Annotated in this window: 23 protein-coding genes and 1 tRNA gene; 11 read left to right on the forward strand and 13 right to left on the reverse strand. The window is 52.4% G+C overall.

Annotated features, from left to right (window positions below; all coding sequences use genetic code 11):
• Positions 1–172 precede the first annotated feature (172 nt).
• Both EDF73_RS05845 and dcuC read right to left on the reverse strand, forming a co-directional pair.
• Positions 173–1879: an NAD-dependent malic enzyme gene (locus EDF73_RS05845; protein WP_132728108.1), complete on the reverse strand. Its 1707-nt coding sequence runs from the start codon at positions 1877–1879 to the stop codon at positions 173–175.
• A gap of 26 nt (positions 1880–1905) precedes the next feature.
• Positions 1906–3279 (reverse strand): C4-dicarboxylate transporter DcuC, encoded by a 1374-nt coding sequence (gene dcuC, locus EDF73_RS05850; protein ID WP_132727001.1) that lies wholly within the window; start codon positions 3277–3279, stop codon positions 1906–1908.
• 251 nt (positions 3280–3530) lie between these two features.
• On the opposite strand from dcuC, the gene EDF73_RS05855 reads away from it, so the two are divergent.
• Positions 3531–4415 (forward strand): MurR/RpiR family transcriptional regulator, encoded by an 885-nt coding sequence (locus EDF73_RS05855; protein WP_132727004.1) that lies wholly within the window; start codon positions 3531–3533, stop codon positions 4413–4415.
• Between the two features lie 30 nt (positions 4416–4445).
• Here the strand turns inward: EDF73_RS05855 and EDF73_RS05860 are convergent, their stop codons facing one another.
• Positions 4446–5825 (reverse strand): adenylosuccinate lyase family protein, encoded by a 1380-nt coding sequence (locus EDF73_RS05860; protein WP_132728109.1) that lies wholly within the window; start codon positions 5823–5825, stop codon positions 4446–4448.
• Positions 5826–6236: 411 nt separating this feature from the next.
• On the opposite strand from EDF73_RS05860, the gene EDF73_RS05865 reads away from it, so the two are divergent.
• Together EDF73_RS05865 and EDF73_RS05870 are read left to right on the forward strand one after the other, a co-directional pair.
• On the forward strand, positions 6237–7283 hold the full coding sequence (locus EDF73_RS05865) for a porin (RefSeq protein WP_132727007.1): 1047 nt from the start codon (positions 6237–6239) through the stop codon (positions 7281–7283).
• Positions 7284–7294: 11 nt separating this feature from the next.
• Positions 7295–8065 (forward strand): DUF4886 domain-containing protein, encoded by a 771-nt coding sequence (locus EDF73_RS05870; RefSeq protein WP_132727010.1) that lies wholly within the window; start codon positions 7295–7297, stop codon positions 8063–8065.
• Between the two features lie 45 nt (positions 8066–8110).
• On the opposite strand, the gene EDF73_RS05875 is transcribed toward EDF73_RS05870, so the two are convergent.
• On the reverse strand, positions 8111–9016 hold the full coding sequence (locus EDF73_RS05875) for a LysR family transcriptional regulator (RefSeq protein ID WP_132727013.1): 906 nt from the start codon (positions 9014–9016) through the stop codon (positions 8111–8113).
• Between the two features lie 114 nt (positions 9017–9130).
• Here EDF73_RS05875 and EDF73_RS05880 point away from each other — a divergent pair, with 114 nt between their 5' ends.
• The 3 genes from EDF73_RS05880 to EDF73_RS05890 all read left to right on the forward strand — a co-directional run bounded on the left by EDF73_RS05880 (position 9131) and on the right by EDF73_RS05890 (position 10921).
• Positions 9131–9991, forward strand: a complete 861-nt coding sequence (locus EDF73_RS05880) for a pirin family protein (RefSeq protein WP_132727016.1) — start codon at positions 9131–9133, stop codon at positions 9989–9991.
• Between the two features lie 19 nt (positions 9992–10010).
• A complete protein-coding gene (locus EDF73_RS05885) occupies positions 10011–10688 on the forward strand; it encodes an isochorismatase family protein (RefSeq protein WP_132727019.1) in 678 nt (225 codons plus the stop codon).
• 145 nt (positions 10689–10833) lie between these two features.
• Positions 10834–10921, forward strand: a tRNA-Ser gene (locus EDF73_RS05890).
• 505 nt (positions 10922–11426) lie between these two features.
• Here the strand turns inward: EDF73_RS05890 and EDF73_RS05895 are convergent.
• The 7 genes from EDF73_RS05895 to EDF73_RS05925 form a co-directional block, all read right to left on the reverse strand.
• Positions 11427–12350 (reverse strand): glutathione S-transferase family protein, encoded by a 924-nt coding sequence (locus EDF73_RS05895; protein WP_132727022.1) that lies wholly within the window; start codon positions 12348–12350, stop codon positions 11427–11429.
• Between the two features lie 46 nt (positions 12351–12396).
• A complete protein-coding gene (locus EDF73_RS05900) occupies positions 12397–12960 on the reverse strand; it encodes a TetR/AcrR family transcriptional regulator (protein WP_132727025.1) in 564 nt (187 codons plus the stop codon).
• Between the two features lie 387 nt (positions 12961–13347).
• The gene (locus EDF73_RS05905) at positions 13348–14403 is read right to left on the reverse strand and encodes an aldo/keto reductase (RefSeq protein WP_132727028.1); all 1056 of its coding nucleotides are present in this window, start codon (positions 14401–14403) and stop codon (positions 13348–13350) included.
• 56 nt (positions 14404–14459) lie between these two features.
• A complete protein-coding gene (locus tag EDF73_RS05910) occupies positions 14460–14720 on the reverse strand; it encodes a DUF6506 family protein (RefSeq protein WP_132727031.1) in 261 nt (86 codons plus the stop codon).
• 26 nt (positions 14721–14746) lie between these two features.
• Positions 14747–15340, reverse strand: coding sequence for a flavin reductase family protein (locus EDF73_RS05915; protein WP_243655203.1), 594 nt, complete (start codon positions 15338–15340; stop codon positions 14747–14749).
• A gap of 10 nt (positions 15341–15350) precedes the next feature.
• Positions 15351–15971, reverse strand: coding sequence for an NAD(P)H-dependent oxidoreductase (locus EDF73_RS05920; RefSeq protein WP_132727034.1), 621 nt, complete (start codon positions 15969–15971; stop codon positions 15351–15353).
• 398 nt (positions 15972–16369) lie between these two features.
• Positions 16370–17305: an AraC family transcriptional regulator gene (locus tag EDF73_RS05925; protein WP_132727037.1), complete on the reverse strand. Its 936-nt coding sequence runs from the start codon at positions 17303–17305 to the stop codon at positions 16370–16372.
• A gap of 475 nt (positions 17306–17780) precedes the next feature.
• Between EDF73_RS05925 and EDF73_RS05930 the strand changes: the two genes are divergently transcribed.
• Complete coding sequence (locus EDF73_RS05930; RefSeq protein WP_132727040.1) at positions 17781–18644, forward strand: SDR family oxidoreductase; 864 nt, start codon at positions 17781–17783, stop codon at positions 18642–18644.
• Between the two features lie 89 nt (positions 18645–18733).
• Here the strand turns inward: EDF73_RS05930 and EDF73_RS05935 are convergent, their stop codons facing one another.
• Positions 18734–19600, reverse strand: a complete 867-nt coding sequence (locus tag EDF73_RS05935; protein WP_207896599.1) for a LysR family transcriptional regulator — start codon at positions 19598–19600, stop codon at positions 18734–18736.
• 153 nt (positions 19601–19753) lie between these two features.
• On the opposite strand from EDF73_RS05935, the gene EDF73_RS05940 reads away from it, so the two are divergent.
• From EDF73_RS05940 to EDF73_RS05950, 3 genes are all read left to right on the forward strand, one after another.
• The gene (locus EDF73_RS05940) at positions 19754–20527 is read left to right on the forward strand and encodes a glucose 1-dehydrogenase (protein WP_132727046.1); all 774 of its coding nucleotides are present in this window, start codon (positions 19754–19756) and stop codon (positions 20525–20527) included.
• 887 nt (positions 20528–21414) lie between these two features.
• Complete coding sequence (locus EDF73_RS05945) at positions 21415–22497, forward strand: iron ABC transporter permease (protein WP_132727048.1); 1083 nt, start codon at positions 21415–21417, stop codon at positions 22495–22497.
• Positions 22494–23303, forward strand: coding sequence for an ABC transporter ATP-binding protein (locus tag EDF73_RS05950; protein WP_132727051.1), 810 nt, complete (start codon positions 22494–22496; stop codon positions 23301–23303). Before EDF73_RS05945 ends, EDF73_RS05950 begins: the two co-directional genes overlap by 4 nt.
• Positions 23304–23349: 46 nt before the next feature.
• On the opposite strand, the gene EDF73_RS05955 is transcribed toward EDF73_RS05950, so the two are convergent.
• Positions 23350–25497 (reverse strand): TonB-dependent siderophore receptor, encoded by a 2148-nt coding sequence (locus EDF73_RS05955; protein ID WP_132727053.1) that lies wholly within the window; start codon positions 25495–25497, stop codon positions 23350–23352.
• 182 nt (positions 25498–25679) lie between these two features.
• On the opposite strand from EDF73_RS05955, the gene EDF73_RS05960 reads away from it, so the two are divergent.
• Complete coding sequence (locus tag EDF73_RS05960; RefSeq protein WP_132727055.1) at positions 25680–26810, forward strand: ABC transporter substrate-binding protein; 1131 nt, start codon at positions 25680–25682, stop codon at positions 26808–26810.
• The last annotated feature ends 175 nt before the right edge of the window (positions 26811–26985 follow it).

Here is a 26985-nt window from a genome sequence, read left to right on the forward strand (position 1 = left end):
TTAGCCGGGTTCACGCCAAAGAGCGTGGGAAAAATGACCACACCGCCGTTTCTGGAAAGGGCCTACCGTCGCGCGGCAGGCATCTTCAGCATTTATGAGCGGCGGCGTGATGTCGTCAATATCATCGCCGCCGCGCGTGGCCCTCACCGCCCGGGTAAAAGAATCGGCGGGTTCAAAATGGCGTGCGCCGGTACTGCCGATATCGCGGGCGCCAGAAGTTGTCCGCAATGCGCGCCCACAGGCTCTCCTCTGGCAGCTCGGCGGCAATGCCGTCTTGCTGCGCCGCCTGCGCCACGCGAACCGCGATCTTCTGGGTGAGCGACTGAATCTGCGAAATATCGGGCAGCAGCAGACCGGTACCGTGAAGTGCCAGGGGAGAGTACTCCGCCAGCGTCCGGCTTGCCGCCATCAGCATCCCGTCCGTTACCCGCCGCGCGCCGCTTATCATCACGCCAAGCCCAATCCCCGGAAAGATATAAACATTATTGCACTGCGTAACCGGGTAGCTTTCCCCCTGCCACTGAACGGGCGCAAAGGGGCTACCGGTAGCGACGATCGCCCGCCCTTCGGTCCAGGCCAGAATATCTTCCGGCCGGGCTTCCACGCGAGAGTCCGGATTAGAGAGTGGCATAATAATCGGCCGCCGACAATGACGATACATCTCCGTTATCACGGCTTCGCTGAACAGACCAGGCTGGCCGCTCACGCCAATCAAAATCGTCGGCTGGGCGTGGCGAACCACCTCCTGCAGCCCGTAATTACCCTGTTCGCACTGCCAGCCCTTCAGCCGGCTGAGCGGTTGACTGAGGCGCGCCTGGAAAGCAAGGAGATCCGTCTGCTCCTCCGTTAGCAGGCCAGCGCGGTCAACCATATAGATACGCGCCCGGGCCTGCGTTTCACTTAGCCCCTCCGCGACCATCTGCGTCACAATCTGCTCGGCGATGCCGCATCCCGCCGAGCCGGCCCCGAGGAACACCACCGTTTGCTCACTGACCCGCCGCCCGGTGGCATGACTGGCGGCCACTACCGCCCCCAGCGTTACCGCGGCGGTCCCCTGAATATCATCGTTGAAGCAGCACAGTTCATCACGATAGCGCTCCAGCAGCGGCATTGCCGACTGCTGGGCAAAATCCTCGAACTGCAGCAGGACCTCAGGCCAGCGCTGTTTCACCGCGCGAATAAAGAGGTCGATAAACTCAAAATACTCCTCGCCGGTGATACGTGGATGCCGCCGCCCCATGTACAGCGGATCGTTTAACAGCCGGGGATTATTGGTGCCGACATCAAGAAAAATGGGTAACGAATATTCCGGGGCGATCCCCCCGCAGACCGTATACAGGGATAATTTGCCGATCGGAATCCCCATGCCGCCCATTCCCTGATCGCCCAGTCCTAAAATACGCTCGCCGTCGGTTACCACGATAACCCGGACATTCTGGCGGGAGGCATTGTGCAGAATATCATCGATGCGATAGCGGTCTTCCCACGAAATAAACAATCCGCGCGGGCGCCGGTACATCGCAGAAAAATGTTCACAGGCCAGCCCGACTACCGGAGTATAAATTATCGGCAGCATCTCCGGTAAATAACCTTCGACCAGATGATAAAATAGCGTCTCGTTAATATCCTGAATATTGCGTAAATAAATATGCCGGGCAATATCCGATTTAATATCCTGAAACTGCAGCCAGGCACGCTGCGCCTGCTCTTCAATCGATTCAACCGTCGCCGGGATCAAACCATGCAGATTAAAATTATCCCGTTCCGCCTGTGTAAAGCCGCTCCCTTTGTTCAATAAAGGCGACTCCAGCAATAGCGAACCGGCGTACGGAATATAAAGCGGGTTTTCTCTTGTTGCATTGTCCATAACAAGGTCCAGTGGGTAAAGTGGCACGACGTTGATATTCAGAACATGAGATAGTTGGTTGCCAGCATGGCGATAATGCCGCCGATAGCGGGAATGAGCGTCCGCCGTACGATGGCAAAAGGCGAGCACTCTCCCGCCTTACTGACGGCGATAATAATACCGGCGACCGGAGAAATGGCGCGCCCCATGCCGGCCATCATTTGCATCGGCAGAATCATCTTCACCGCGCTCTCACCAAACGTGCTGGCAATCGAAGGGGCCATACCGGAGAAGGAGAAGAAGGCCGCGACGCCAGAGCCGGTGAGCACGGCGGTCACCCCAACCAGCGCGGTCATCACCAGCGTCATACTGGCGAAACCAAAACCGGCGTTCTGTACGGCGTCGAGTAAATAGTCGATAGCGCCAATTTTTTGCATTCCCTGGGCATAAATATCGGCGCAGACCAGCAGTGAAACGATACTGGTAAACATGCTGCCCATTCCTTTAAAAAAGCTCTGCACGCCCTTGCAGCTCGCGCGAAAATCCCGTGTCACCGCCAGTTCGCAGACAAACGCCAGCAGCGTGCCGACAATCATCGCGGTGACCACATCGACCTTAATTGATGTGATGACCAACGGGCTGAATACCAGCACCAGTATGACGGGAAAAACCGGGAGAATGGCGTAAAATATCGGCGCCTGCCGCTCGGCGTCATGAGCACTCGCGTGCTGCGCTAACGGTTCGCCAGGGCAATGTCCTTCTTTTTTATCATAATATTTCGCGGTGAAATAAATCAGTACCGCAACCGTCAGCATCACGGCGATCGCCACCGGCATCTGGTAGCGGGCAAAATAGACCGCCGCTTCCATGCCAGCATGTTTAGCCGCGAGGTTGGCGGTTCCGACCGCGGGGCCCAGATCCATAAACGCGCACAGACCGATCATCGCCGCCGCCGCCGCTTTGCTCACGCCAAGGCGCACCAGTACGGGGAAAAAGGTTACCAGTAGCAGCATCGCCAACCCGGCGGCGCTGGAAATCGCCACGTGCAGGAGCTGAGCGCAAATATATCCCAACGCGAGAATCACATAGGGGGCTTTAATCACCTGTAAAGGACGAATGCAGACATTCACCATCGCATTCGACGCCTTAATGTGGTCCATATAGCTGGCAAAGCCCCCTGCCGCCATGATGATAAGCCCTATCCCTGCGACCTGGGTGGCCAGCGACTCTTTCGCGAAGGAGAAGATATCGAGCCAGATCGATCCCGTCGATTTGGCGTTAGCGTACAAGATGCTCTGTTCAGGATAAAATAGCGCGGTGATGGTTAGCAGCGCCAGCCCGGCCAGCAGGAGGACCGTCTGAGGCTGAACGTTCTTGATAATTAACCATGCGGCAATAGCGGTAATCACAATGGCGATTATAAATGCGATCATGGATGATGTCCTTTTATGAAGCCGGGTAAGATAGAGAAATGCTTCGTTTCTGGTCGTGGGTTGTGTTTCAGATACCAACAGAGTAAATTTCGCCGTACCGGTAAAAAATGAGAAAATGATTTTCCCACAGCAAATTGTGCGCATGATCCCATAACGCGAAGTGTCCAGAGTTATTGGATTAGCGAAATACTTACTTATCCATCTAAATATGCGATATTTCATAACGAAATAACTTTTCCGGGGTCTATAAAATGTCAATTAAATCACCCTTAACGCTGGAAGAATATAAGATTAACACCGCGCATTTATCTGTTTTAACCGAGTCAGAACAGCGTCTGGATAACTATATCCGTGAGCATTTTAATGAAATCCCGTATCATGGCATTGTCGATGTCGCTAACAACGCGGCGGTCAGTAAAGCGACGATTGGTCGTTTTTTAAATAAAATAGGGTTTACCGGTTATGCGGCGTTCCGGCGGGTTGTCGAAGAGTCCCTGTCGCCGCAAAAGATGATTTCACCGTATCAGCTGGCAACACGTTCGCCGGTCAGAGACAACGTCGCCACGGAGCAGGTCGTGACGGAGTTCAATAATAACGTGGCGACGCTTTTTACGAGTTTCAAAGACAGCATCGATATCAAAAGCCTTAACCATTTTATCGATATTATTCTGGATAACGACCGGAAATTATTTGTCGTCGGCCCCTCGTCATCTCATGCGATGGCGACGCACTTCGTCACTCTCATAAAGTATTTTCGCGACCGCGTCACGCTATTATCTCTGGATGCCGGAGAACTCCCCAAATCACTATTGAACCTGGCAGATAATGATGTGCTGATCGTTTTTTCCTATTATCGATTTAATAATACCGCGTTACGCATCGCAGAATGGTTTCGCAGCAAGAAGGCGCTGGTGGTGCTGATCACCAATTCTGAATCCAATCCCTACGGGAAGTTTTGCAATCTGCAGTTCGTTTTACCGAGCGATACCCGCTCGGTGTTTAAAAGCCGGATCATTGGTTTCTTCTTTATTGAACTCACCCTTCATCTGGCCTATGAAAAAGGTGGCGGCGAAGGTAATTTTGAACAGCTGGAAGAGCTTTTCGTCTTTTTTGAAACCTTCTCATCCGGTACCTGACGGGCTACCGGATGAGCCGAAAATAACGCATTAGCCCTGCCCGCTGGCCGGGGGAGATAGCTGGCGATCGAAGGCGCAAATGGCCTCATCAATTAATATATCGTTGCTGCCCAGCCAGCTGGCCGGTTCACAGGCGTGGCGGATCTCCTCTTCTGACAGGAGAGTTCTGATGGCCGGGCATCCCATAAGGGTGTCGTAAAGATTTTGCGATCCGTCCGCCTGGTTTAACAGGCTTTTCAACATGTTGTATCCCTCACTGCGGCCAATTTTTTCTGCCAGCTTCATAGAGACGGATTCCGACATGATAAAGTGGTGCGAGGCGGTGAAGTTCTCACGCATCCTGGCGGTATCCACCTCCAGGTGACGAATCAGGCGTTCGCCACGCTCAAGGCTGGTGGCAAGACAGAGCGCGGCTTCCGGCACCAGCGTCCAGTTCAGCACCCGGACGGAGGCAGAACGTACGTCATGCTGATCGAGAAGATTTGGCCCGCCAGAGGAATACATCCAGCCCATCCGGGCCAGCGTCTGGATCATATTGCTGGCCCGCGGGTTTGTTTTATGCGGCATCGCGCTGGAGCCGCCCCCGCCTTCCCCTTCACGCAGCTCCGCAATCGGCGTACGGCCCAGCGTCTCCACGTCATTGGCAATGCGACACAAGGTGCCATGAACGAGGGCGAAAAACTGTACCACTTCAACGACGTTATCCTGGCTGGCATTCATGACCCCGGACGGACAGCTTAGACCCAGCTCGCTCATCAAACGGTTGCGGATAGCCAGTCCCTGCGCGCCAACCGACGCCAGATTCCCCACCGCCCCGCCAAATAAACCGGTCGTTGCCGTCGCAAACAGGTTATCCAGGCGCCGCAAATGCCGCGTCACTTCCCCCAGGTAGCCGCTCACCTGCAGTCCCCACGTGGTCGCTGAGGCGTCTATCGAATTAGTCCGCGCGACCATGACGCTGTGTTTATGCTCCACGGCCATCTCTTTTAACGCGTTTCCCAGCGCGATCGTCTGGCGCCGCAGCAGCGTCAGCGTCTGACTAAGACGCATCGCTAGTCCGCTATCCAGAAGATCCTGGGTGGTGCAGCCCCAGTGCAGGTATTTTTTCACCTGCGGCGTCCCCGCATCGGCAATTTGATCGATCAGCGGCTTGATTGGCATACCGACGCTGCGGGTTTCTTGCGCCAGTCGGTCCCAGTCGAGTGAAAGCGTCCGGCAGGTTTCGGCGATATCATCTGCCGCCTGCTGGGGAATTATCCCCTGCGCTGCCTGCACGCGCGCGACGGTCGATTCAAACGTTAGCCAGCAGCTAATCAGGTTTTCATCCGACCAGATAACTTTCATCTCCGTTTGGGTAAACAGAGAAGAATACAGTTCTGAATCAAATACCGAACTTTGACTACCTCGCATCATCAACTCCTGTATGGGTTACGCCTCTACCGACAGTATGGCCCGGTTGGCACAACTGAATGGTTTTCTCTCTGCGGCTGATTGTGCGTTAAATAATTAACAGGAAAAATGGGAAAATTTATTTCCCGCCGGACCTCAAGACTCCCCCTGCGGGAATGTGAGCGACTTAACAAATCCCCCCAATTTTACGCCCTCGGTTCTTTTAAAATAATCATTTCACTAATTCCGTGAGGAATAAAACACCGCTTTTAATAGCGCCCTGGACGGTAATTTGTGTTTAATATCACAATTGGCCATGAGAAAAAAAGTTTCCCCTACCGCGCATCATCGTTCAGGTTTAAAAAAACAGCGCACGCCCAACAATAGAACATAACCTGTTACCGCTACATTTTATCTGGCCCGAGGGATTCTATGCACACAACAACGAAAGCAATCATCCTTATTACATTCATGACCGCCAGTTATTCCGCCTCTGCAATCAATGTTTATAAAGATAAAAAGAATACGTTGGATATATATGGTCGGTTAGAATGGCAACTTGCCCATGGCGACGCGTCATTTGCCGAAGACGATTCACGTAGCCAGCTTGGAGGACGTCTTGGACTCTATTTAACCCACAAATTAGACGTACTCGATGATACCAAAATTGTCGGTCGGGTTGAATGGCAGGTCAGGACGGAAAAAAACGATAATAAAACCGGAGAGAAAGATCTTGATGCCCGCTATGCCTGGCTCGGTCTGGCCCATGCCCGCTACGGTGAATTGATCGGCGGGCGCACCAAAAACCCGCTCTATCAGGTCATGAGAATGACCGACCGTTATAAAAACTTTACGCCGAACGTCTATAACTACGGAATCACGACGATAGATAGCTCCTACCAGTTTAACCGTCAGGACGGTACCATTCAATGGAACGGCGAGTTTGACGGACACCAGATCCAGCTGGCATATGTCATGGGCAACGGTAATAGCGATACTAATGCTCTGGATGACGGCATGATGGCAAGTTACAGAAAAACCTGGTCGTTAGCCGACCTGAAAATAACGCCAGCCCTCTCTTCCAGCGAATATAAGCGCAAAGACGGGGTAAAAACGACGGACGGGCGGAAAAAGCATACGCAATATACCGGCGGGCTACAGCTCGATTATGGCGATATTTCTTTCGCCGCCACGGTGGGTAAAGTCACGATCGCGCGCGATAAGAAAGCTGACAATGATTATACCAGCTTCGATTCCTTAGCTTCATGGAAATATCAAAAAGTCAGATTTTTGGGAGGATATAGCACGCTGAATGAAAATGGTAAGAAATATGCCGAACGCCGGGGCTGGCGTGCGGAAACACAATTAACGCTAGCGAAAGATACCTGGCTATCCCTGACTTATGTGAAGGAACTGGCCAATAAAAATAAGCAAATCCATGACGATGCCTTCATCGCCGGACTGCGCTACGACTTTTGAGGATCAGCAATATGAAAAAAGCACGTTATCTACTGGCCGGCTGTCTGTGTCTGTCAACCCTCGCGCAGGCTGAGACCGTGATTGCCCCGACGCCCTGGTCGACGATGAGCGGTGCAAACAAAACCGTGGCGATATATGGCAACTCTTACACCCATTACAATAACAACGTGAATACTCGCCTGCGCGATCTCGCCCGTTCGCTGCTGCCCGATCGCGGCAAAGGCTATGCGTACCGCGGTATTACCATCTCGACAGGGCACTTAGGCTGGCATATCCCCAATCTGGAGTTTCAAAACGGCCTGCAAAAATGGGACGTGGTCGTCTTCCAGGGAAACTCGACGGAAGCCATTACCAAAAAAGCCGCCACCCGGGAAGACTTTAAGCAATCGGCGATAAAAATGGCGGATATGGCGCATAAAGCAAATGAAAAGGTCGTCTGGTTCATGACGTGGGCCAGCAAAAATAAACCGGAGCAGACGGATAAACTGGAAAAAGCCTATCTGGATATCGCTCGCCAGACCCAGGGGTACGTTGCCCCTGTCGGCCTCGCGTTTGCGCGCGCCATTGCGCAGCATCCGGAGATAAATTTATACCATAGCGACGGCAACCACCCGTCTCTGGCCGGTACTTATCTGACGGCCTGCGTGCTGTTCGCGACCCTGTATAATAAATCACCGATAGGCGGCGCCCTGCCTGTGGACAGCGATATGAGCGAACAGACGGCCCGCGCCCTGCAGCAAACCGCATGGGATACGGTCATCGCTTTCAGGCAGCAAAAATAATCGCTCTGTATGGAGATCAGGGCTGGCGCAGCGCTGGCCCTGCCATCAATCCTCTTCCATTCGCTGATACTCTTCGCTGAGAAAATCCACCAGCGCTCTTACCGAGGGCAGCAGACCGCGGCGGGAGGCAAATACCGCATGAATCACTTCCCGCTGCGGCTGCCACTCATCCAGCACCACCTCCAGTTCTCCCGCCGCCAGCTGATCGCGCACCATTAATAGCGGCAGCTGGACCACCCCGACGCCGGCAACCGCCGCCTCACGAAGCGCCAGCATATCCGTGGTCACCATTCTGGGCGTAAAATAGACTTCCGCCCGCGCGCCAGCGGGCCCCATCAGCTGCCATTTGTGCTGATGCTTGCCCGCCCCGAGGCTAAGACCAGGCCACGCGCTGAGCGCGGATGGCGCATGAGGCCGGCCCATACCGGCAATTAATGCCGGACTGGCCACTAGCCGATGGCCGCGGTCAGCCAGGACACGCATCACCAGATCGCTGTCGTCAAACGGGCGCGGGCGTACGCGAATCGCGACATCTATTCCCTCGCCGACGACATCAACCCGGCGGTTCGTCGCCTCCAGCAGGACGTTCACCCCCGGGTAACGCAGCATAAACCGCGCCAGCATCGGCCCGACGTGCGCATGTAATAAGGTGATCGGACAGGTAAGTTTGACGCTGCCGCACGGTTCAGCACGCAGGGTTTCAACCGCCTGCTGCGCCGCCTCGGCTTCTATTAACATCGCTTTGCAGTGCTGATAGAAGGCCTGCCCGACTTCGGTCACCACAAACTGTCGCGTGGTGCGATGAATTAAACGCACGCCGAGGCGTTCTTCCAGCTGAGCTATCCGCCGGCTTAATTTTGATTTTGGCTGATCGAGCGCTCTTCCGGCGGCGGCAAACCCTTCATGGTCCACCACCTGGACAAACCAGGCTAAGTCGTTGAGATCCTGCATCCTTCCTCCATTGTTCCATTTTCAGAACAGTATAGGCCATTTTTGCTATCTACCGGACTATTGGTCACACATATAAGCTTACTGACATCAGCAACAGAGACACAGGAGCAAGAAATGAAACAGATTACAGGAGTTTACACCGCGCCGGCGCAGCACTGGGTGGGCGACGGTTTCCCGGTTCGCTCGCTGTTTTCTTACACCACACATGGCGAGCAGCTGAGCCCCTTCCTGCTGCTGGACTATGCCGGTCCGCATAGCTTCCCGGCGGGTAGCGGTAAACGCGGCGTCGGCCAGCACCCGCATCGTGGATTTGAGACGGTCACCCTCGTCTATTCCGGGGAAGTTGAACACCGTGACTCGACGGGTAAAGGCGGCGTCATCGGCCCCGGCGATGTGCAGTGGATGACGGCGGGTGCCGGGATCCTGCATGAAGAGTTCCATTCAGCGGAATTTACCCGCAGCGGCGGGGAACTGAAGATGATACAGCTGTGGGTCAATCTGCCAGCCAAAGACAAAATGACCCACCCCGGCTATCAGAGTATTACGGCGGATGTCATTCCTGATGTCGCCCTGCCGGATGGCGCCGGCAATGTCCGGGTGATCGCCGGCAGCTACGGCGATGTTGCCGGGCCTGCGCATACCTTCTCGCCGTTGAACGTCTGGGATACGCAGTTAAATCAGGGCCATGACGTGACGTTCACGCAACCTGATGGCTGGAGCAGCGCGCTGGTGGTTCTCGAAGGAGAGGTCAGCGTCAACGGCAGTGACGCTGTACGTGAAGGCCAACTGGTGGTGTTAAGCCAAAAAGGAGATGCAATTCATCTCCACGCCGCGGCTAACGCCAGGGTGCTGCTGCTGGCCGGTGAGCCGTTACAGGAATCTATCGTAGGCTACGGTCCGTTTGTGATGAACACGAAAGCACAGATCGCGGAAGCGGTACGCGATTTTAACAGCGGCCGTTTTGGCCAGATCTGAAACGACAGAGGTGAATAATATGTCCGCCCCAGCAAACTTTAACGGTTCTCGTCCGGTGATTGATGTTAACAACACCGCCATGTTGTTGATTGACCATCAGAGTGGATTGTTCCAGACCGTGGGTGATATGCCAATGCCTGAACTCCGCGCTCGCGCCGCCGCGTTGGCAAAAATGGCCTCTCTGGCAGGGATACCGGTTATCACTACGGCCTCTGTACCGCAGGGGCCGAACGGTCCGCTGATCCCGGAGATCCACGAAAATGCGCCTCATGCCCAATATATTGCGCGTAAAGGTGAGATTAACGCCTGGGATAATCCAGATTTCGTTGCCGCGGTGAAAGCGACGGGACGTAACACGCTGATTATCGCAGGTACTATTACCAGCGTCTGCATGGCATTTCCGTCCATCGCCGCGGTTGCCGATGGCTATAAAGTCTTCGCGGTCATCGATGCTTCCGGCACCTACAGCAAGATGGCGCAGGAGATAACCCTGGCTCGCGTCGTTCAGGCAGGCGTTATCCCGATGGATACGGCGGCGGTGGCTTCCGAGCTGCAGCGCACATGGAACCGCCCGGATGCCGCCGAGTGGGCGGAGGTGTATACCAAAGTTTTCCCGGCCTACCAGCTACTGATCGAGAGCTATAGCAAAGCTCAGGAAGTGGTGAAGAATAGCGAACAGCTTGATTCACAGCGTTAAAATCACCGCCCTGCCGGTTTACGGCGGGGCGGTGTTCAATGCTTGACCGAACGGTAAAGAAAGAATAAATACTGCTTGACCGTTTTCGCGCAACTCCCTATAGTAGCGCCCCGTTGCCCACCCAAGGTGTGCAGCGAAACAATATGGTGAGGTGTCCGAGTGGCTGAAGGAGCACGCCTGGAAAGTGTGTATACGGCAACGTATCGGGGGTTCGAATCCCCCCCTCACCGCCATATTTTAAGAAGAGCTCGTACGAAAGTACGGGCTTTTTTTTCGCCTGTTGTACCCACCAGGGGGGGGATGAGAAGCCCCGACCGGGGTTCGACAGCTGGCGCAGCCAGCTGGACAGACCGCGAACCCGTGAGCGGGCTGCCCGCACAAAAATGGCGGGAGCATTTTTGAACAACGCCTGCGTTGGCCCCGCAGGGGCCAGGCCCAGGGATGGGCCGGGTAACGGCGAGCGCAGCGAGTCAATCCCCCCCTCACCGCCATATTTTAAGAACAGCTCGTACGCAGTCACGGGCTTTTTTTTCGCCTGTTGTCCCCCCCTCCCCACAGCGTAGTAAACGTCATTCCCCGGGGTCAGCATAGTCATGGTCAGCACATTGCCATAGCGCTGAACGCCATTTTGTACAACCAGCGCCTGTTGGGGGTCATTCTGGTGGCTTTGACCGGGTTAGCTTTACAGAATGATTTATTTATCAATATGCGCGTTTTTATTGTCAGTAAATTGGCCGCTCATCCATTTTTTGAAATACGAAAATCGAGACGTGGGAAGTGAACGACCACCGTCCCTGCGAACGGATCCTGTCGTTCAATAGCGACTTCGTTAATAGTAAGCGTCACCAGTCGCCCGGTGACGGGCTCACGCCCATAGTCGTCCGGTGTAATAGTTACCGTTTCACCTTCAATAAACCCAAGAGCATCGGTGGGATCAACGAATCTTTCTGGCATGGGCGTCGCACGACGCGCGACGGCATGCGCATCGTCCGACGTGATTTCGCTACGTTGTCCGTTACCTATTGATTGAACGCGTACCATCCAGGCGCTTAAATGGGGGAACTGTCCACATAGCGATTCTGCATGCGGTACGTGAGCAAGAGCTGTTTTGATCTCAACATAGGCATGAAAATCTGCTAAGCCTGGCTCGTCACCTAACAGGAAATGTCTACCATCTGAGATCTGCTGTTCCACCCGATGAATATGAGCACGTAACTGCGTCGTCAGGTAGGGGATATCCGACTCCAGTTTCTCAACATCCATAAAACCACGAAAGTATGCCTGCCGATCGCGCATTAACGCTGCAGGGAATTGATGGATATTTGAACCAATAGCTAAGCCAGAACTGGCTATATGCAGATCGCGATCGCTCCAGCAAGCGAGGGCAAGAGCAAGTCCCTGACTCCCACCAGGAAAAATTGTTGGTGTTGGGAAACGTTTTTCTAACTCAGCAACAATCAGTCGGGAGTCACAATAAATATCGGCGCCAATTTGCATTACCGGTGTTTTTCGGTATCCACCGGTGAGGGCTGTTAGTTTCGGCTTAGGCATTATCAATTCTGCCTGAACCGATTGCCAAATCAGATTCTTTAATCCAAAAACGAGACGAACTTTCTCCGCAAATGGCGACGCGTCGAAATGATGAAGGATAATTTCAGACATATATTCACCTGCTAGTTACAGTAAAAGATAGCTTTGCCTGAAGACGCTAAGTACGCACGGCATTCCAGAAAGCCTGCCATCCCAGTGCCTGCCACTGGCCTATCTGCTGGGGATGACCTTGACTATGTTCGATAACCATATTTGCGATTGTGTCAACCAATTGGCCAATAAATTCTTCTGGCTGATTGCGTAATATCTCTTTTTCAATGCCCGTGTTCACTAACGTTTTAAAATCGACAAACATTTCCCATGACAGCTTTCGGGTCTCAGCCTGGAGTTTGTCCCAGGAATTTAAATATCGAGAAACCATGTATTTCTTAGGAAACTTCATTCCCCAGGCAATATACGCATCCCAAAATCGCCTGAGCTCCATTTGCACAGCCCGGGAAGTATCAATTTCAAATGTCTTCCTAAAATCATTCTTTATGTAAAGATAAAGATGATTAAAGAGCTGTTCTTTGGTAGGGAAATAAACAAATAACGTCCCGTCACCCACGCCTGCCTGTTTGGCTATCCGGGCGGTAGAGGCCGACAGCCCTACCTCTGACACCACGTCAAGAGCGGCGTCGAGGAGAGCCCTACGTTTTTCGTCGCTTAAAGGTCTTGCCATATACACCCCATTAAATGAGTGAGTAGGCGGTCATTTCAGAAGCGAAAAAAAAGGATGGCAAGCTCAAACCTGACGAAGCAGCAAACACGTTTTCACGATCTTGTAGAGAAAAGTACCGTCGAAGCCGTGAGAAGCGACATCTGCGTGAACCCATCAGTAACCGCAGGCGAACCTCCGATGCGTCATCAAGGGCATCATTTAACCCAGACGGTACCGGAGAAACTTCCCGTAAGCGAGCAAAGGGATGAGCCCCCCAGGATGCGTGGGTACCGACGACGATACCGCTCTCATCATGTAGAGAAGTCAGGATTCAGCACAGGGAACGGATCCGAAGCGCCAGGGCCTGGATCCGGTAGAAAATGTTGTGGCAGGAAGTTTATGTGAGGGTCAGGAAGCGCTGGCTGCTGACCATAGATCGACCGGTCCCAGTCGATCTGCTCCCTGGGTATCCAGCATCCAGCCCGGATACTCCGGTGGCAGCATGCTGACTGCATCCAGCTGGCGCAGCTCGTCATCTGTCAGCACCAGATCGATGGCGGCGAGGTTATCCTCAAGCTGATCGAGGCGTTTCGCCCCCATGATGACCGAGGTGACAACCTGTCGGGACAACAGCCACGCCAGGGCAACACGAGCAGGGCTACAGCCATGCGCCTGTGCGACAGGAATGAGAACGTCAATAATATTCCAGGCTCTTTCCCGATTAACAATCGGGAAGTCGAACTCAGAACGGCGTGAATCCTCTGGCTTCTGGTGGTCGCGGGTAAACTTGCCGGAAAGCAGACCGCCGGCAAGCGGGCTCCAGACGAGCAGTCCCATCTTCTCCGCCTCCAGCAGCGGCCCCAGCTCACGTTCTATATCGCGACCGGCGAGCGAGTAATAGGCCTGCAGCGTTTCGAAACGCGCCAGATTCTTGTGCTCGGAAATCCCCAGCGAGCGGGCAATTTTCCAGGCCTGCCAGTTCGAAACCCCGATATAGCGGACCTTGCCCTGGGTCACCAAATCATCAAGCGCTCGCAGGGTCTCGTCAATCGGCGTGATCGTATCATTGGCATGGATCTGGTACAGATCAATATGGTCGGTCTGAAGGCGTTTCAGGCTGGCGTCAACGGCGTCCATAATATGGCCACGCGATGCGCCGACATCATTCCGCCCCTGTCCCATGCGGCTATAGGCTTTGGTTGCCAGCACCACATCTTTGCGGGAAAGACCCAGGTTTTTGAAAGACTGCCCCAACGCCTGCTCGCTACCACCGTCAGAGTAAACGTCGGCGGTATCAAAAAAATTGACCCCAGCCTCGAAAGCGGCTTTGACGATATCATCAGCCTCTTTCTGCCCGGCGGCACCGATGTGTTTGTAAACACCAGAACCGTCACCGAAAGTCATGGTCCCCAGGCACAGACGGGAAACGAGTAAACCGGTGTTACCCAGCGTTTTATATTGCATGTTGTATCTCCAGCCGAATAATCGTAAGGAAAGAACTGTTTTACCGATCGGTTGTACTATGGATAAGTCACAAGCCCAACATCAATGCCGGGGAAGTGACGGCGCAGCTTTGTTGCTTCCTGCGGTGTAAAACCGCCACATAATTCAATAATCTGGATACCATCAGCGACAAGATCTTCGGCGGCGGACAGCATTTCGTCGGCGTCGTTCACGCCGATAAATTGGGCGTCGAACTCTGGCGATGTCATCTGCGCCGCGTGCGTAGCCCGGTTATAGCCGGGGGCTTTGATAATGAATGCATATCGGGTCTGGATCATATCCGTAACGCCAAAAGATGATGTTGTTAGAGATCGACCTGGAACTGCTTCCACTGCGTCATGCGGTCTTGCAGATCGAAGCGCTCACCGTCAGCTGTGAAGGTACCATCGCCGTGGTGATGCAAATAACGTCGTTCCCTGCGCGAATCGTTAGACCATATCGCGACGGCCTTAAGGATAAAAAGCTGGTATTTGTCGACCATCGTGTTGTCATGCATGACGCACTCAATGTTGTAAAGGCAGTCACTTAATAGCGGGACGTTTACTTTGGCCGGCCTGGCCGTCGCCAGACCGAAACATTCGAATTTATCGACTGCCACACCGCTGCAATTACCCACGTCAACCACGGTGCGCGCAAGATCGGCTCCCGGCACCGCGAGAACACATTGCCCGGTCTTGTTCAGTGCGGCAAAGCTATGATCCCAGGGACCAATAACGCAGCCAATGAGCGGTGGAGCATGCTGTATCATCATATGAAACCCCATGGTCATGATGTTTGGACGCACGCCATCGTGGGTACAAACCATGAGAATCGGGCCGGACTCAAGAATTCGATAAGCCCTGGCGGCTGCAATCTGGCGCATCGCGACTTTCTCCGCGGATTGTTGTCGGTTAGCCATAGTCGATCGCCTACCCTACGCACTCGCTGGTGGCATGAACCGGAAAGAGCGCTTCCAGATGGTCGCGCAGCTGAGCGATATACTCATCCACTTGTGGGTCCTTAACGACGTTGAAAGCGGAAAAGGACGGGAGAACCTCCGCACCACAGAAACGATAGTTGGCGGTGTTGGCGATCATCACGTCATCGACGGATTTCCCCATAAACAGATACTGATCTTTATTATCAAACGCCACGCGTGGAGCATTCCAGGTCAAAGAAAGCATATACTTTTTCCCCTGCATCTTACCGCCCGTGCCGTACTGCCTGGAGGGGTCTTCACGCGTACGCCCGTCGTCGACAATCAGCCTTTTCTGGAGCAGACCATGGGTGAATATCTCATCGGCATATTTTTTGTAAATCCAGGGAGCACCAAACCAGTAGACGGGCGTCTGCAATACAATGATGTCCGCCCAGACATGCTTTTTAACCTCTTCTTCAACACCATAACCCTGCTCAATATGCGTTGTCTGAACGTTGTAGCCCCGACGCGCCATTTCTTCCTCGATCACATGGGCCATGGTCTTATTCAGCTCCCCTCTGGAGAACCCCTCGTAGAACTGGAATGCATTAATAATTAATACGTTTTTCATAATAATTCTCGATAAATGCTCTCACTCGCCCCGGACATACGGTTTTGGGAAAAAGGGGCTCCATACCATTCACGGGAGGAGTATCCACTAAAATGGTGAGAGGCGGCTGTCGATACCTACGACATTAGTGCACAAAAATCCAAATCTACGCTGGACGCTGGCGATTTCATCATCGCGCGAAGAACCACAGCAAATAATGCACCTTCCCGTATTACGGGAATGAGGTACGCGTAGCGGCAGCGTCTTTTATTTTCTTAGCAAACGGAAAAGCCGGCGATATGGCTGAAAATGCAACACTGCGGTAAAACCTTCCCGCATTAAATAGCTATTGTCACAATTGACAACCTTCCCTCACGCTACTGCATACCCGCATATCCACATTCATTTTCTTTTACTATTTAAGCGTATTCCCCGCCCTTTCTAAGACGCTTCGCGTCCTGAACAGGCGGCGCGCCAAATAGTTTTTTATATTCGCGATGAAATTGAGAAATATTGTCATAACCTACCGCGGAAGCGACCAGAGCGACATCACTCGCACGCTCGAGTAAACGAGCCCGGGCCGCCATTAAACGCAGGCGTTTTTGATATTGTAATGGACTCAACGAGGTCACCTCTTTAAAATGTTGATATAGTGACGATGTGCTCATATTGACATGTCTTGCAAGTGCCTCAATGCGCACCGGCTCATTAAAATGCTCTTTGAGCCAATTGACGGCTTGGGTAATTTTGTATGAGCTGCTGTCCCTGACCATTGAATGTCGCAGACGCATGCCCTGGTTACTCATCAATATCCGATAAATTATTTCTTGCTCAATGAGAGGCGCTAACATGGGGATATGTTTTGGCGTTAACAGCAAGCGAGCCAGACGACAGGTGGCCTCCAGCAGGTCGATTGATAAATCACCGGTACTCACTCCCGGGCCAGCAGAAGGCTCATCCGGCACGGGGAACTCTTTTGCCGAGACCAGGTTAGCCGCCACTGTCATATCGATCTCGAAAGAAAAACAGAGGTATGGCTTGTCCTGACTCGCCTCTATCACCCGGCCACTTATCGGCATATCAACGGAGGTGACCAGGCAACGTCTGGAATCATAATCATAGCATTCCTCACCAGCCTTAATCGTTTTACTCCCCTGGGCCGCAAAAATGAGCGCAACCTTACTTAACGTCGATTCTTCTTTTGACGGCGATGAAAAACGGAAAAAAGTCAGTGAAGGAATCGCAACCTTGTGTTCTCCGTCAATCGGAGAAAATCGTTTAATGATAGAAATTAACTCCTGAGTCAGCGTCTCTCTGGCGTCTAATTGTGGGGCAAAATCATTCGGGATATTCATCGTGAGCGATCCAATAAAAATACTAACACTCTTTATGTTGTAGACCTCATCATAACAACTCGGCAAACTAACACAATCGCGAATTGTGCATATACAATAATGATAGCCCCAGTGACAACAGGTCTGGTGCTCTCTTTTTTAGCCGAAAGTTACCGCTCCGCGGATACGTTTTCCCCAGTAATAATCATCAGCACATTCCCATCCGGACAAACTTAATGGGTCTGTTTATAAATGCCAGGAAATACCTTGATGCATAATTCCAACGCCCCCTTAACACCGGCGTGGACTTTTATGCAGGATAAATGGTCGATAGTGCATTGTAATGACAAGACCACCAGCTAATACTTAATCAACCGATGCCGTTAGGGTTCTTCCAATAACATATTCAGCAATTTACTTCTGCGGCATCGCTGGGACAGAGCCATTCCGGCCTGCATGACTATTATCGAAAAACCGCTATTCAGGATTAAAACTTATGAGTCAACTTGCAAAAACCTGGTATATCACCGGTGCGTCAAAAGGAATTGGTCTATCGCTTGCACGCAAGCTGTTGGCAACCGGTGCTAACGTTGTCGCCACATCTCGTACGCTGACTTCACTCGTCGCGCAGATTGGCCCGGCTTCTGATACGTTTCTTCCGCTGCAGGTCGATCTCGTTGATGAGCGCAGCGTACAGGATAGCATCGAAAAAACCCTTGCTCATTTTGGCCGCATCGATGTGGTCGTGAATAATGCCGGTTATGGTCTGCAGGGCACCTTAGAAGGAATATCTGACGAAGAATTACGTCGTAACTTTGACGTCAACGTCATCGCACCATCACATGTTATTCGTCACGTGCTGCCCCACCTGCGTCGCCAACGTTCAGGCCATGTCTTTAACGTGGGTTCCATCGCGGGTTTCCAGGGCGGTTATGCGGGATGGGGGGTTTACGCCGCCACCAAATTCGCCATTGCCGGGCTTACTGAAGCCCTGGCCGCTGAAGTTGCCGAATTTGGCATTAAGGCAACGGTCGTTTATCCCGGCCCGGTACGTACCGAATTCTTGTCTTCAGGCTCCTTAGTCGTTGCGAAGCGCAGCATCCCGGAATATACGGCTGCGCAAGACTTACTGGATTTACATCTCAACGAATTTGCCGGCGCGCAGGCTGGCGATCCTGCTAAGGTTGCCTTACTGATAATTCAGGCCGCCGAAGTGCAGAAGGCCCCCCTGCATTTATTTGCTGGCCAGATAGCAAATGACTATGCTCTGCAAAAAGTGGCTGCGGTAGAGAAAGATATTGTTGAATGGCGCGAAGTTTCGGAGGCGACCGACTTCCCGGAGTCATTCAGCAGTCAGTAACGGATAGTACTTACCGGGCAGTGCAGAGTAGCGCGCACGCTATGAGAGTGCGCGGCTGCTCTTGCAGGCCAGGCCGTGGCTATCTAAGCCTAAGCCTTCAGCGCATCAATGATAGCCCTCAGTCCCGCCGTTTGATGCTTACGACCAGAGAAATAGAGAAACAGGTCTTCCTCGATGGTACACCAGTCTTCCAGGCAGCGCTGCAACCGGCCATCGTAGACATAGGGTGCGGCACGGTCTGCCCATATATAGGCGAGCCCCAGCCCACGCGCTGCGGCATCCACCATCAATTCCTGGCTATCCGTCGTCAAGGGACCGGTCACATCGACCTCTAGCATTTTCCCTTCCTTTGCGAACTCCCAGTTTAAAATCTTCCCGCTGGGAAAAGCATAGCGAATACAGGCATGCTGTTGCAGATCGTGTGGCGTGACGGGAGCCGGATGCGTCGCGAAATAGCCCGGCGAGCCCACAACGGCAAAGCGGAATTTCGGCTTGAGCCGAACGGCGATCATATCCTGTGACAGACGCTCACCGAAGCGGATCCCGGCATCAAATCCCTCTTCGACGATATCCACCAGAGCATCCGTGGCGACAACATCCAGCTTAAGCCCGGTGTTATGTGCCAGTAGCTCCATGGCTTCACCCAGAACGAATACCGCCAGTGAACTGGGGACATTAATTCTGACGGTGCCGAAAGGCGAAGCGCGAAATGAGTTCAGTCCGTCCAGGGCATTTTGCATATCGACTAGTGCCGGCTGTAGCTTTGCGTACAACACCTGCCCTGCTTCAGTCATCGAGACGCTACGGGTAGTGCGATGAAAAAGACGCACGCCCACACGAGTCTCAAGACTACGAATTGAATGACTCACTGCGGAGGAGGATGTGCCTCTTTCTATGGCAGCCCGACGAAAGCTTAAATGCTTCGCCACCGACGCGAACACGGTCAGTTCAATCATCTCGGCAGCATCCATTAGTGAACCTCATTCATCATAGTGGCAATTATTACCTACTTTATCATATCAATCGAAAACTCCAGAATGTGGTGCAAGACATATGAGAGAAAGTTCTCTCTGGCTTAACGATCTGATGCTATCAATCTGGAGAAATCGATGACTATCAAAACCGCTTCTCAAACCCTGTCAGGAAAAGTCGCGCTGGTTACCGGAGCAAGTTCTGGTATTGGCCGCGCCACAGCTATCGAACTGGCCCGCCGTGGCGCCAGGGTGGTCGCCAGCGCTCGTCGACGTAGCGAAATCGACGCGCTTGTCGCTGAAATCAAAAGCGAAGGTTTCGAAGCAACGGCCGTTGTGGCGGATATCAACGTTGAAAAAGAGGTGATCGATCTGGTCGCCGCAACGTGCGCTACCTATGGCCGAATCGACATAGCCTTTAACAATGCAGGTACCGAAGGTGAGTTTACGCCGTTCATTGAGCAATCAAATGAAGTCTATGACACCATCTTTAATGCCAACGTGCGCGGCGTCTTCTGGTCCATGAAACATGAAGCCAAAGCGATGCTGGCCCAGGGCAGCGGCGTCATCATCAACAATGCGTCAATGGGAGGGGTGATCGGCTTTGCCAACGCCGGCCTCTATATCGCCAGTAAGCATGCTGTTCTTGGGCTGACCAAAACCGCTTCCATTGAATGGTTCAAGCAGGGCGTGCGCGTTAATGCCGTTAATCCTGGCATCATCGACACCCCGTTCCAGGACCGCATCTGGCCGGGCAGCGACGCGAAGAATGATTTCGCCGCTGCAACCGTAGCTGGTCGGGCAGGCTTACCGGAAGAAGTGGCTAGCGTCGTGGCGTTTTTAGCTTCTGATGACGCCTCTTTCGTTTCCGGTCATGGTCTTCTGGTTGACGCAGGTTATTCGATTGCCTGATCGAGAACGGCACGGGGAACCCGCCCTGATATAACGACTCAGTTCCAGAACGGATGCTGATTGATTCTACGTATTATAACGGGTAACGGCATAAACCGTTTCATAAAATATCTCGTCAGCGTTTTCTCACGACGACAGTATTTGCGGCACCATACCGCGCATTATCCGGGAGTATTCGCAAGGTTGGATTGGCGGGAGGACGCTCCCGCTTCTCCTGAGGTACCGCTAATGGTTCCCCTCTCCCTGATCCCCGTTTAACGGTACGCAGGGTTCTCTCATCGTATCGCTCAGATACCATCCCGAAGAGAGACCATCCACCGATGGCAGAACCAGGAGGGTAAAAGATAAAGCGTCCTCTTGCTCTCTCAACGTTGGCGGCATAACGTCACCTGACTCATCGTTTAATACGCATTAAAATAAATAAGGCAATACTCTGCAAATAGCGTCAGGGAAATGAATGATTTATCTTCTCAGCCATTTAAGCACTGTGCGATTATTATTAAAAATGAGGATAAGATAACCTCACGAACAAAGCCGAATAAGCCTGAAGGTTCGACTCCACCGCGGATACTCAGCGCGAGCCTATTGCTGATGGTATTCGGTTCCCCCGGCTGAGGGTCGTTGTTAATACCCACATTTACTATGACGACTTCCCCATCAATGAACATCTTATGAGCTGGCCTTCAGTGATGAAGAAGCCCAGGAGGATGTTCTGGTATCAACCGCTCGTGGATAGTATGCTCAGAGCCATCGTTAACCGGCATTCCTTTGTTGGATCCAAACTCCGGTGGATAAGCTTAAAAATCACGCGTATGAGAAAAATACCTCAGGGTATCACCCATTCCTTTTTAAATTATTTCAATGCAAACAAGGTTCGTTAGTGACTCATGAATATAACCATCAAAACGGATAAACAAAAGATAAGCACCGACGGCATGGGGCTTATCAATGGATATCAGCGTATTTTGCGTCGCCGTATTCTGATTATGGTAATACTGCTGATGCTCATCCTGGCGTCTTTACTGCTGGATTTCACCATGGGTCCTTCCGGATTAACACTGGATACCATCTGGCAAACGCTGGTCTCCCCTGAGACGGTAAATACGGGTACGCGAGTCATCGTCTGGGATATCCGGTTACCTTATGCGCTCATGGCTATTGTTGTTGGCCTGGCGCTCGGCCTGGCTGGCGCCGAAATGCAGACTATCCTCAACAATCCCTTAGCCAGCCCTTTTACACTCGGCGTCTCCTCAGCGGCGGCGTTCGGCGCAGCATTGGCGATAGTGCTTGGGATCGGCGTTCCGGGCGTTCCGGAGCAGTGGTTTATCTCGGCAAACGCGTTTGTGTTTGCGCTCCTGGCCGCCCTGCTGCTGGACGGAATTACCCGCTGGACAAATGTCGCTACCTCTGGCGTGATACTTTTTGGTATCGCCCTGGTGTTTACCTTTAATGCCCTGGTGTCAATGCTTCAGTTTGTCGCCAGTGAGGATACGCTGCAGGGGCTGGTTTTCTGGACGATGGGCAGCCTTGCCCGCGCCTCATGGGAAAAAGTCGGTATCCTGTGTCTTATCCTGTTATTTATTTTACCGCTATCGCTGATGAGTTCCTGGAAACTTACCGCACTGAGGCTAGGAGAAGATCGTGCGATCAGCTTTGGTATTAACGTACGCCGTCTTCGTCTGACGACATTATTGCGTATTAGTATCTTATCCGCCGTTGCCGTAGCATTTGTCGGTCCTATCGGCTTTATCGGCCTCGTTGCACCGCATATTGCGCGCATGATTTTTGGTGAAGATCATCGTTTTTACTTACCGGGCAGCGCATTCACCGGCGCTCTGGTATTATCGCTCGCCTCAGTCGCATCAAAAAACCTCATTCCAGGGGTCATTATCCCGGTAGGGATTGTGACATCGCTGGTTGGGGTCCCTTTCTTTTTGAGTATTATTCTACGCCATCGGAGTAACGTATGACTCAGCCTGTACAGACGGGTTTGCGCCTTTCCCACTTCAGCGCAGGTTACCCCAGGCGCCAGATAATTCGCGATCTCACCGTGCCCCATCTGGCGCGCGGTAAAATCACGGTTTTACTGGGCCCTAACGGTAGCGGTAAATCCACCCTGCTGAGGGCGATGGCAGGTCTGAATAGTTCTGACGGCGAATTATGGCTGGATGATACCGATCTGAAGACCCTGCCTTTCTCCCGGCGAGCGGAAAAAGTGGTTTATCTGCCGCAGACGTTACCGGCCGGGGTCCATCTTCATGTACTGGAATCGGTCATTGTCGCGCAGCGGGCATCAGGAGGGGTACAGACCTCTGCGCAGCAGGAAGAAGTGATGGCGCTCCTGCGTCAACTGGGGATTGAACATCTGGCACTGAGCTATCTGGATCAACTCTCTGGCGGGCAAAAACAGCTGGTAGGCCTGGCCCAGTCGCTGATTCGCGCGCCCTCCTTATTATTATTGGATGAACCCTTAAGCGCTCTGGATCTGAACCATCAATTTCACGTCATGAGTCTGGTGGCTCAGGAAACGCGTCGGCGTAATATTGTTACCGTAGTCGTGGTCCACGATATCAATACCGCACTGCGTCATGGGGATCACATCCTGATGCTGAAACAGGGCGAGCTGGTCGCCAATGGCGCGGTTGATGAGGTGATTACGGAAGCCAATCTCGCCACCGTCTACGGTGTAAAAGGCAGAATTGAATTCTGCTCGCGCGGCTATCCCTATACCATTATTGATGGTCTTATCGAACCCCAGGCAAGCTCTTCTTTCTAAACTAACCTCTTCGCGGTGTATCCTCTACACCGCGAAGGCTAACGCTTTAAAATGCCAGAGACGCCTGCACAAAGAACGTTCTCGGTTCGCCGACATATTTCCCGTAGTTATTATCTGTCGAGCGCGTGTAGTAACGCTGATCGAAAAGGTTTTTGACACCGGCGCCCAGCTTCAGATTTGACCATGCAGGTCCCATGTCATATTCACCGCGCATATTCCACACCATATAGCCCGCGATATCACCGTACTGGCCGTCATCGCTCTCCTGCGTGATATAACCATTCCCGGCATCGGATGATCCTGGAGAATGCTGGCGAGATTGTGAATAGCCATCAACGTTCCAGACCCAGTTGCCCGTCGCATAGCGGGAGCCCACCGTCAGTACCTGACGGGAATAGAATGGCAGATCTTTACCCGAAAACTCTCCGCTGACGGATACGGCGCGGGTATAGGTATAGGTCGTGTAGACACTCAGGCCGTCCAGACTATTGGCTAACTCGCTGAGATCATAGTTCAGGGCCAGCTCAACGCCTTCATGCTTAGTGGCGCCTAACGTGGTCCAGCCAATGGTATTGTTGATGTACTGCAGCTGATTATCAAAATCAATGTAGAAGGCGGTCAGCTCAGCTTTGAATAATGAATCGTCATAGCGGGTACCCACTTCATAGGTACGGGCCTTTTCAGGCTGTAGACCTGGAGCCGGCTGCCCATGATTGCCACCGCGCGTCAGCTGAAAATACTGTAAACTCCCGAAAGAGGTATTGGCATTCGCAAATAGTTTCCAGCTATCAGACAGGTGATACATCACGTTGACTGAGGGCAAAGGTTCGCTGTACGATTTTTCTCGGGCAATATCGGCAAAAGAATCATTCACATGCGTACGGATACTTTCATAGCGCAGCCCTGGCGTGATCGTCCAGTTCCCCACGTTTATCGCATCATCAATATAAAACGCATTGGCCGCGGTACCGCCCGAGGTATGCTGATAATAATTGGCTTTGGAATTCGGCGCTGAGGTGGTGGTTGCCGGATCGTACCAGTCAGATCGATACCCTTTTTCATCCGATGTCTCATTCAGGTAACGATAGCCAAGGGTGACCTCATGAGCCATATCCCAAAACCGGAACAAATGAGAATAAGTAGGCTCGATGGCCCAGGTGGTGTAGTGACGCGGGGCTGCCGCCAGGCGACTCTGTCCTTCCTGCGCCCCGGTGCCATCGGTCTGAATATCGCTGGTCCGGAAACTTTTGGTGAAATAGGTCAGCACTTCAAACTGGCTATCCTCTTCCTGATGGCGATATTTGAAAGACATATCCTGACGGCGACCCGCAAACTGATCGAACGGCCGAACAGACTGGAAGGGATTTTGCTGGTACTGCTCTTTCGTCAGACCGCCTGGCATACCTGCTGCGGCATTATAATAATGAAAGTTACCGGTCAGTTCGTCCTTAGGGGTGAAACGATAACGCGTTTTCAGCATAAAATCGTCAATATCGGTATTGTCATTGCTTTCTCTGTATCCCTGCCCGTGCAGACCAGAATAAAGCAACTCGGCCCCCAGACCATTCTCCGCCGTTCCACCAACGGAAGCGCTGGTCAACGTTTTTAACCCACCGTGGGACGCCCCTTCCGTTTGCGCGCTCACCGCGCCGCCGAACGCCTCCGGGATATCCTTCGAGACAAAGTTAATCACTCCGCCGACGTTCTGCGGTCCATAGCGGACGGCGCTACCACCACGAATAACATCAATGGATTGAATGTTTCCCATTGAGAGGGGAGCCATTGACAGCTGAGGTTGGCCATAAGGGGCAACAGAGAGCGGCACGCCGTCCATCATGATCGTTGAGCGAGGAGAAAGACGCGAGGTCAGTCCGCGAACGCCAACGTTCAATGACACATCGCTACCGCCGGTCCCGTTATTCTCCTGAACCTGTACGCCAGGAATACCGCGTAGTGCTTCAGAAATCGTCTCTCCGCCTTTTTCCTTTACCTGCTGCTCCGTCACAATGGTTCTGGCACCAGCATGATCGAGAACAATAGTGTCGTAATCCGGCGAATCAAGCCAGTTACCCACAACCGTCAGTGTATCCGTACGATCGGTTGATGAAGCGTTATCATTTTTATCAGCAGCCCAGGTCGGTAGCGCTAAAACAATAGCAGTCGCAAGCAACGAGTGCCGGAAGTGACCAGACATCAAGAAGATCCCCTGTAAAAGAACACAATTTGAATTATGAACGATTTGCATTATGAGAAACGGAATGATAATAGTTAGCAATACATAGAAATGTAAACTAATTTTTAAGAACCGAATGTTGTTTTACACCCCAGACAACCAGGCTGGGCTGTCTCACGGCTACGGGTATACGGATTAAGAAAATGAGACAGCAATTTTTGTGGCGTAGGGTATTAGGTTGTCTGCTTTTACTGTCGGCTGCGAACCTGCAGGCATCTCCGGTCACGGTGACCGATATTGCCGGGCGGGAGGTCACACTTCAGCAGCCGGCAAAAAGGGTGATTCTGGCGGACGCCCGGGCGATTCAGGCGTTACAGATTGTGCATCCGCAGAATCCGTTTGCTCAGCTTATTGCCTGGGATAACACCCTCAAAACCAAAGCGCCGGACTTGTACTCACTTTATCTGGCAAAATACCCCCAGCTAAAACAGCTGCCGATGCTCGAAAATGCGTATCTCACTGATTTTAGTGTTGAACGCGCCGCTCAGATGCATCCCGATCTGATCATTTTCGACTTTGGCGTAGTGAGTAAACTAAAAGAAAGCCGCGTGCTGGATCAGCTTGCGGCGATAGGCATTCCGGTATTATTTATCGACTTTCGCCTACGCCCGCTCACCAACAGCATCACCAGTATCAGGCTTCTTGGTAAAGTACTGGGTGATGAGCAGCACAGCGAAGCCTGGGCTCGTTTCTATGAAGAGCGGCTCAAGCTGATACGTCAGCGTACCGCAGGGTTAAATGAAAAAGAAAAGCCGTTAGTCTTTATTGAACGCCATGCCGGCATGACCGGCGATGAATGCTGTTTTACCTACGGTAAAGGAAGCTTCGGCGAGTTCATTGCGACTGCTGGCGGTATTAACGTCGGCAGCGCATTGTTTGCCGGGAAAAACGGTACCATGAGCCTGGAGCAGCTTATTACTTCAAACCCATCCTACTACATCATGACGGGCGCAGACTGGAGTAGTAATTTCCAACAAAGTATCGGTATTCCTCTGGGCTATGATGCTGATACGAAAGTAACTGAACAGCGATTGGATCACCTGATCAAACGCACAGGAATAGAAACGCTTGATGCGATGCAAAATAAACGGGTGCTGGCGATTTATCATCAGTACTACGATAGTCCCTTGAATATCATGGCTGTTGAAGTTATTGCAAAATTCCTGCACCCGGCCTTATTTGCAGATCTGGATCCGGAAACAGATATTGAGAATATTCATAAGAACGTATTGAATTTCCCTTATTCCGGCACATTCTGGCTCCAGGCCAAATAGTCATCAATTAATGGTAACGCCATATACATGCAGTATATGGCGCTCCCCTGCTGTCTATGCCTTGTTTTCATTCAACGCACGAAGCCGACGCCGGGCCATACATCAAAAAAGCGGAATGGTTAAAAGGCGCCCGGAAGAGAGGACGGCCCTCATTCAGAAACTGGCGCTTATTTAA

It is taken from the genome of Klebsiella sp. BIGb0138, assembly GCF_004342285.1.
In the GTDB taxonomy this organism is placed as follows: Bacteria; Pseudomonadota; Gammaproteobacteria; order Enterobacterales; family Enterobacteriaceae; genus Klebsiella.